Source organism: Bartonella sp. AU55XJBT (assembly GCF_028618525.1).
Map to the genome: position 1 here is coordinate 159,459 of NZ_JAQITC010000003.1, position 9,423 is coordinate 168,881.

General features: G+C 38.0%; 1 protein-coding gene and 1 pseudogene. Both read left to right on the forward strand.

The features are described 5' to 3' along the window. Positions 1-240 precede the first annotated feature (240 nt). Complete coding sequence (locus tag PVV70_RS02765) at positions 241-6,360, forward strand: Vomp family autotransporter (protein WP_273757779.1); 6,120 nt, start codon at positions 241-243, stop codon at positions 6,358-6,360. Between the two features lie 802 nt (positions 6,361-7,162). After that, positions 7,163-9,423, forward strand: a pseudogene (locus PVV70_RS02770) (hypothetical protein); the annotation flags it as partial.

The following is a 9,423-nucleotide window of genomic DNA, read 5'->3' on the forward strand; positions in this document are numbered from 1 at the left end:
ACCTTCAAACTGTTTTTTAAAACGGCTTCATGCGAAAACAACACCCCCCAGCAGTTTTTCATAGCTAATTTAGTGAAGAGAAAATATTGTAAATTGAAATATGTCTTTTTTATGTCATAAATATGGTTGATTTGATTTTTTTTCATTGGGGTACTTGTGATGAAAGAATTATCTATCATATCAAAGAGGAATGATTGGGATTACGGATATTTCTCTCGACATTTTTTTAAAAAGCTTTTGTTGGGAACCATAATCGTTGCGTTTTTATCAAATACTTCTCCCATTTATGCAAAAAATTTTGATATAATAGAACAGCTTCTTCAAGTTCTAGAGAAGGCAACAGCGATTTATTCTCAAGGAAACAATAGAAACGTTTTTTCTGATTATAATCGTTATAGCCCTCATACGGGTTTCTTTGACAATACCGGTTTATCAAAATCAAGTTATTTAACAATGATCACTACAGCAATAATGTCAAGAGTGAATGCTTCTAGTGGTTACGCGGATTTTTTAATTACTATGCTTTCTGAAAAAGGTAAGACTGCTGTGAATGTTTTGGACAAAGATAGCAGTTCTACACAAAAAAAATTAGAGTCTTCTATTGGTGATAATCATGGAAGTAGTCCAGTTCTCTTAAATACGCTTAGTTCATCAGAGGAAAAATATCCAATACAAGTGAATGAAAGGACATCTACAAGCGCAAGAGCTGAGTCAAATTCTACTGCTGCAGGTTCACAGGCAAATGCAGCAGGACAAAAAAGTGTTGCTATTGGTTTCAAGACACAATCAACAGGAAGTTTTGCTATCACTGTAGGAGCAGAGGCACAGGCGACAAAAGAAGATAGCATTGCTATAGGCTATATGGCGCATGCTTTGGGGAAAAGCAGTACTGCAATCGGTTCTGAATATCATGAAAAGGGGCAGGATGATTATACCACTGCCAAGGGTGATTATTCAACAGCTTTGGGTGCTATTTCTAAAGCTTTGGGGTATGGTTCAACGGCCATTGGTCATCGTGCATATGCAATGCAAAAAGATGCTGTTTCTATAGGATTTTATTCGAAAGCAAATGCAGAAGAAAGTACTGTTTTGGGGGTATATGCAAATGCAGAGAAAAAAGATTCTGTTGCTGTTGGATATAAAGCAGCTGCAAGTGCTGAGTTAAGCAGTGCTTTGGGTGCTTATACAAAAGCGACAGCTTTGGGAAGTGTTTCTTTAGGCGATTCTTCCGTAGCGGATGTATCTTCTGGTATTTTTGGTTTTGATCCTCTCTTTAAGAAGGCTACAACTAATGCGAATGCAGCATGGAAAAGTGGACACGGTGCGGTGAGTGTTGGTTCTGTAGACAAGACAAGACAGATTACAAAAGTAGCAGCAGGTAGTGTAGAGACTGATGCCGTTAACGTTGCACAGCTAAAATCATTACAAGCCTATGTAGATAAGGGATGGAAACTGTCTGTTGGTGGTGCGAACGGTAAAGTTATTGGTATAGATGGCACGGTAGATTTTTCTACTGAAAGTAAAAATCTTGAAATTACCAAAGGCGAGGGCGACAATAAGGTAAAATTTGATATGGCGAAGGCATTGACGCTGGAGAGTGTAAAAGTAGGTGCAAATACCTTTGATGCCACAGGCTTAATCATCAAGGATGGTCCAAAAATAATGACGACTGGCATTGATGCTGGCAATAAAAAAATAACAGGAATAGAAGCGGGCATTAAAGATACCGATGCTGTGAATTTTGGACAATTGCAGAAAATTGAAAAAGAGGTTGAACAGCAAGTAGTTGCCAGCAGCTTTGTGAAACAAGAAGCTGAAACGAAACATATCACCATTGGTAAGGATACAGAGGGTGATAAAATCGATATTGCTAACAAGAATAATGAAAAGCGGACTCTTACGGGTATAAAGGACGGCGCACTCTCAGCGGAGTCTAAAGAAGCAGTTACCGGCTCACAGCTTTTTGAGACAAATCAGAAAGTGGATACTATCTCCACTAATCTCCAAACGGCTGCCACAAATATAGCTAAATATTTTGGAGGAAATGCCAAATATGAAGATGACAAATGGACTGATCCAAAATTTACAGTAAAGTTAGTTAAAGCTGATGGTAACTCTGAAGAGACGAGCTATACCAATGTAGCGGAAGCTTTTGCAGGGGTTGGTGCGTCTATCACGAATGTTCAGAATAAAGTTACCAATGATATAACGAATAAGTTCAGCGAACTTAATCAAAACATAACAAATATTACGCAACAAGTTACAGGTGATGCTTTATTATGGAACGATGAAGTGCAGGCATTTGTTGCTCGTCATAAAAAGAAAGCAGAAGAACAAGACAAAGCAACGAGAGCGCAAGAAAACAGCAAAATTACATTTCTTTTAGATGGTATTGTTTCTAAAGATTCAACAGATGCTATTACTGGTAAGCAGCTTTATTCTACGAGCAATACGTTTGCAACCTATTTGGATAAAGATGCCGGTTATGATGCGGAAGGAAACTGGCAAGCACCCAGCTTTAAGGTCAAAACTGTTAACGGTGAAGGCAAGGAAGAAGATAACAACTATACCAATGTAGCGGAAGCTTTGAGTGGAGTTGGTACTTCTTTTACGAACATTCAGAATGAAATGACCAAGGAAATTACCAACCAGATTAATAGTGCAATTACCACTATACAAGGTGAAAGTCTTATTAAGAGAGATAAAGCAACAAATAATATCAACATTGGCAAAGAAACGGAAGGCGGCGTCATCAATATCGCCAACAAGAATGGTGAAGTTCGTACACTTTCTGGTGTAAAGGAGGCAATGGAGGTTGATGAGGCTATTAACAAAGGACAATTTGATAAAGGTATGAAAGGGCTAACAGAAGATCTTCAGTTTGAGAATTCTTTTGCTGTTCACTACGATAAAAAATCCAACGATAATGGGAATGAGGCAGACTATACGAATATCACCTTGGGTAAAAATAACATTCCTACAGCTCTCCACAATGTTGCTGATGGTATTATTTCTGATAAGTCGCATGATGCAATTACTGGCGGACAGATTTATAAAATTGGTGGAGATATAGCTAAATTCTTGGGTGGAGATACAGCCTTCAACAATGGAGCTTTTACAGAACCAATCTATACATTATCTGAAATTTCTAAAGAAGGTCAAGTTACAGATAAGTCCTTTAGTGATGTTGGTAAAGCTTTTACAGGTCTTGATAGCAATATCAAGAATGTGAATGATTTGATTAAAGAAGTATCACAGGGAATTGCACAGGATTCTTTGTTGTGGAGTAAACAGGATGGTGCTTTTGTAGCTTCTCATGGGGTAGGAGATACGAGAAAAGAGAGCAAGATTACGCATATTTTAGCTGGAGATATTACTGCTGTTTCAACGGATGCGGTCATTGGCAAACAGCTTTATGAACTGCATCAGACGTTAGCGACGTATTTAGGTGGTGGTTCTGAATATGATAAAGATAAAGAATGGAAGGCTCCAGATTTCAAAATTCAACAATTTGGTGAGAATGGCAAGCCTGAGGAAAAGACATATCATGATGTTGCGTCTGCTTTTGAAGGTGTAAATAATTCTGTCATGAATATGCATGATAAAATCACTAATCAGATTAGCCAAGTAGTAAGAGATAGTCTTGTAAAGCAAGAAAAAGCAACAGATCTGATCACCATTGGTAAAGCAACAGACGGTATTGAAATCAATATCGCCAACAAGGATGATGAAGATCGGACGCTTTCTGGCGTGAAAGCAGCAACAAAAGATAATGAAGCGGTTAACAAAGGTCAGCTTGATACAAGTATCAAAGATGCAAATAACGAATTAACGAATAAGTTTAACGACTTTACTAAAAACATAACGAATATTACGCAACAAGTTAAAGGTGACGCTTTGCTGTGGGACAAGGAGGAAAAAGCGTTTATTGCTGATCATGGAGAGGGGAGTGCAAAAACAAAGAGCAAGATCACCCACCTTTTAGATGGCGCCATTTCTTCTGATTCTACAGATGCAATCACAGGTAGTCAGCTTTATTCAGTGGGGAGCGGGATTTCTGCTTCTTTAGGTGGTGGAGCGAGCTATGAAGGGGGAAGCTGGACTACTCCAACTTTTACAGTGTACAAATTTGATATTAAAGGCAATGCAACGCAAGAAGATTATAAAACTGTTTCGGATGCCTTGTCAGGTTTAAGCAATTCTCTCACGAATATTCATAATGAGATGAACAATGAAATTGCTCATGTAAAAGGTGAGAGTCTTATTAAGCAAGATGACAAAACAAAGCTTATCACGGTTGGTGGAGAGAAAGAGGGTACTATAATCAATATTGCCAACAAGAATAAAGAGGATAGAACACTTTCTGGTGTAAAGGCGGCAACACAAGATAATGAGGCGGTTAACAAAGCACAGCTTGATAAGTTGGATAAGAAAATTGAGTCTACGAATTCTTTTGTAGTTTTTTATGATAAACAGTCGGATGGTACTGTTACTTATAAGAGTGTAACCTTTGGTGGTAAAAATAAAGAACCTGTTGCTTTGCATAATGTTGCTGATGGTGCCCTTACGCAAGAATCACACGATGCAATTAATGGTGGTCAAATTACAAAAATATTCCAGCAGATAGTGAAATATTTTGGTGGCAGTGCAGCCTTTAAAGAGGGTGTTTTTACGGGACCAATTTATAAATTACTCAGTATTTCTGAAAATGGGGCGGTAGGACAAAAAGAGCATGATAATATTGTTTCAGCTTTTGAAGGTCTTGATACAAATATAAAGAATGTAAACCAGCGTATTAAGGAAGTCTCAGAAGGCATTAGCAATGATTCTTTATTATGGGATAAGAATAAGGAAGCTTATGTTGCTCTTCATGGGGAGGGAGAAACAAGGGAAAACAGTAAGATTACCTATCTCAAGGATGGTGATATTACAGCAAACTCAAGTGATGCAGTAAATGGTTCTCAACTTTATTCTTTAAACGAGCAATTAGCGACTTATTTTGGTGGTGGCGCTGGTTATGATAAGCAAGGAAATTGGCAAGCTCCAAATTTTAAAATCAAGCAGTTTGGTGAAGATGGAGTCTCTGAAGAAAAGAGCTATAGCAATATTTCTGATGCATTGAGTGAGGTTGGAAATTCTTTCACGAATATCCAGAATAAAATGACCCATGAGATTAGCAAAATAGAAAGTGAGAATCTTGTTAAGCAGGATGAAAAGACAAAACTTATCACGATTGGTGGAGAGAAAGATGGTCGTGAAATCAGTATTGCAAACAGTGCGAGCGGTGTGCGTAGCCTTTCTGGTGTAAAAGCAGGGCTTCTTACAGCAGAATCCACGGAAGCGGTCAATGGTTTCCAACTTTATTCGGTAATCAATGCGCTTTCTAGATATTTTAGTGGAGATGCGGGATACAAGGATGGACAATGGCTTGCGCCAAACTTTAAGGTTGCACAATTTACTGCTGATGGTGTGGTCAGTAAAAAGGAGGACTATACCAATGTTGCATCTGCATTTGAAGGTGTTAACGAAAGCATGACAAATATCAACAATCGTATTCATGATTTTGAACAGAGTGTTTTCTCGGGTGGTTTAAATTGGAGTGAGACAGAAAAAGCTTTTGATGCGCACCATAAAGGTCAAGACAGTAAGATTAAGCATGTAGCGGATGGTGAAATATCAGAAGGCTCAAAAGAGGCTGTTAATGGTAGTCAACTTTGGCAAACGAATAAGAAAGTTGAAGAGGTTGAAAACCATGTCAATATGATTGATAAGCAAGTAAAAGATATTGCTAGTGTGGCGGATATTGCTGTTAAGTATGATAAAGGGAATGATGGCAAGAAAAAGAATAAAGTAACATTAGTTGGTGTAAGTGAGAGTGATCCAGTATTAATAGACAATGTAGCGGATGGCCGCATTGAAAGTGGCTCAAAAGAAGCTGTTACAGGTGGTCAATTGCATGATTATACGGATCAGCAGATGCGTATTGTACTTTCTGATGCGAAGAAATATACGGATGAGCGGTTTAATGATGTTGTCACTAATACGGTCAATAATATTGTTCATGATATAAAATCGTACACAGATATAAAGTTTGAAGCGTTAAGGTATGAAATTAAGGAAATTCGCAAAGAATCGCGACAGGCGGCGGCAATAGGTTTAGCGGTATCGAATTTGAGTTATGAAGAAACGCCAGGTTCTGTAAGTTTATCAATAGGTATGGGGATGTGGCGTAATCAATCAGCCTTTGCCGTTGGAGCAGGTTATGTTTCTGAAAATGGCAGAATTCGTTCTAATATATCCGCGACGAGTTCTGGTAATCATTGGGGCGTAGGAGCAGGTTTAAGAGTAAAACTGAATTGATAGAGATTATTAAAGTTTGTCGCTGCATTTTGCATTTATATTTTTCTTTTATGAAGAATTAAGAATATCTTATGTCTGCAAAAAGCTTTCTGTAGCAATAAATTTATTTATAAATTCTAAAAATTTTTACTTAAATTGTTGAAAAAATATCACACTGTTTTGTGAAAAATACCCAAATTGATAAAAATTGTTATTTTTTGTTGCTATTTTATTATAGAGTAGATATGACTCGTAAAGTATATTAGTAAGACTCATTTTGATAACAATATTAAAGGGGGAGGGTAAATGACACGTAAGAATAAAGAAACAATCAAAAGAGTACACCCACATCATTACGTGATATCTTGAAAAAAATAATCTATCTAGCAAGAATTATTCAAGGAAATATAAAATTCCCAATATCAAAACACCTTTTCACTTTACTTGTTATTAAGAAAAAAGTGCTTTTAAATAAAACTAAGACCTATAACTATGAAAATACACACTAAAACCTTTTACAAAGCATTTTATACCATTACCAACTAAAAGAGTAATATTAGAATTCCTTTCAGTTAGGAAAAAGCAACACATTAAAACCATTAGACTCTAAATGTGTCATATTTATATCAAAAAAACATAAACCAAAAGACATACATTTAGATTTCAATACAGAAGGCACAAACAAAACAAAATTAAAGACTCAAAACGTTCACATTCTAAGCAGTGTCCTTTATCCAAAACCTTAAGATAGTCTGATAATGCTAAAATGTGTCTTTTTTATGTTTTAGAGGTGCTTTTAAGTTTTTTCATTGGAGAGTTTGTTATGAAAAAATCACATGCACTGGGAGCAGCGAATGAATTAAAAGGTTCTCGTTTTCCTTTTATTAAAGTTTTATCATTGACTTCAATCGCTGCACTTTTGTCGAATATCACACTTGCTTTCTCAGCAAATTCTGATTTTAGAAACGCATTTCTTGAAGGTGTTAACAGTGCTGGTGTATCTTATCCACAAAGCCTTATCTCTGTTGCTGGTTTGAGTGCTTCTTCCGTCTCAAAAGACAATTATTTAACAGTGCTTAATAATGCAGGAGAAGAAAAGGTTAAAGCTTCTAGTGATTATGCAAATTTTTTAACCAGAACCCTTCTGAGCCCAAGTGATGAGAGCTCTATAAGTGTTATGAAAGAAGACGGCGATTTTGCATGGAATAATGTGCTAAATATAGTTAAAGGACAGCAGCTTACAAAAGTAGCTGCTAAGATTACTGAAAACAGTATAAATAATCGTTCTGAGAAAAAAGAGTTGAAACCATTTGTAAAGAAAGATTGGAAGCTTTCTATTGATGATAGTGAGGAAACTGGTGGAGGGCGGTTTAGCGTTCGTAGTTTAGAAAAAAATACCAAGGAGATGGGACCAATAGCTGTAGCAAATGTATTTCCAGTTGCTACGAGAGCAAACTACGATGGAGACCACTCTTATACTGTGGGTTATCAAGTGCAGAAAAAAGGCAGTAATGTTGTTGCTATAGGTCCGTGGGCTGCGGTGCAAGCTGATGGGGCTGTTGCTGTAGGTAAATTCTCTAGTGCTGAAAGAACAGCTGGTCTTGCAATAGGCAGTGGAGAATTTTCCAAAGGCGCTGTTCATTCTACTTTAGCGTCGGGGGAGCAATCGATAGCTTTGGGTTATATATCTCAAGCTCTAAGGGACTATGGGATTTCTATTGGTGGTCAAGCAATGGCGGGTGAGAAGGGTTCTATTGCAGTTGGTAGGCTGGCGGCTGCCATGCCGCAAAAGAGTGTTGCAATAGGTATGGGAGCCGCTGCAGGGGTGGAAGGAGCTGTTGCTTTAGGGGGCGATTCTATGGCTGCTGTTGCAGCTGGTGAGTTTGGTTATGCTCCTTCATTAAAGAGTGAGGTTGCAACAAATTCTACACCTCAGTGGCAAAGTACATCAGGCGCCGTCAGTGTTGGTAATCCTGGTGGGGGTATAACACGACAAATCACAGGTGTGGCTGCTGGTAGCAAAGGTACTGATGCAGTAAATGTAGGGCAGTTAAAAGATTTAAAAACATTCGTCAAAGAAAACGGCTGGAAACTGTCAGTTGGGGGTGAAAATGGCAAGACTGTTCTTATGGACAGCGATGTAGATTTTTCCACTGGAAGTAAGAACTTCCAAATTACCAAAGGTGATAAGGACAATAAGGTAAAATTTGATTTAGCTAAAGATGTTACGTTAACAAGCTTAAAAGCAGGTACAAATACCTTAGATGCAACAGGGTTAGTAATTTCTGGCGGCCCGAAAATGACAACAGGTGGTATTGATGCTGGCGGCAAAAAGATAACAGGAATAGCAAAGGGTACTGAAGAGACAGATGCGGTGAATTTTTCACAGCTAAAAGCAGTACAAGGAATATCGGCTCTAAAAGGTTTAAAAATCAATACTTCTGCTAAGGATTTTAAAGATCCTACGGCAATAGCTGAAAATTCAATTGCCCTTGGTGATCACGCAAATGCATCAGGAGTAGCCTCTCTTGCTCTAGGCTTTCAGACAGATGCAAAGGAAGATAACACTATTGCTATAGGTTCTGAAGCAGAGGCATTATCTCCTTATGCTATTATTATAGGTAGTAAAGGAAAGGTATCAGGTTGGCAGGGTATTGGTTTGGGTTATGGCGTAGAAGTAGCAGGTCTGCGTAGTATTGCTTTAGGTTACCAATCTAAAGCGTTGGTTGATAATGGTGTTGCTATCGGAAACAACTCTGTGTCCAATAGAGCTGCTAATGAGTTTGGTTATGCTCCTTCGGTAAGGGATGAGGTTGCAACAAATGCTACACCTCAGTGGCAAAGTACATCAGGCGCTGTGAGTGTTGGTAATCTTGATAAGAATATAACACGACAAATCACAGGTGTGGCTGCTGGTAGCAAAGGTACTGATGCAGTAAATGTAGGGCAGTTAAAAGATTTAAAAACATTCGTCAAAGAAAACGGCTGGAAACTGTCAGTTGGGGGTGAAAATGGCAAGACTGTTCTTATGGACAGCGATGTAGATTTTTCCACTGGAAGTAAGAACTTCCAAATTACCAAAGG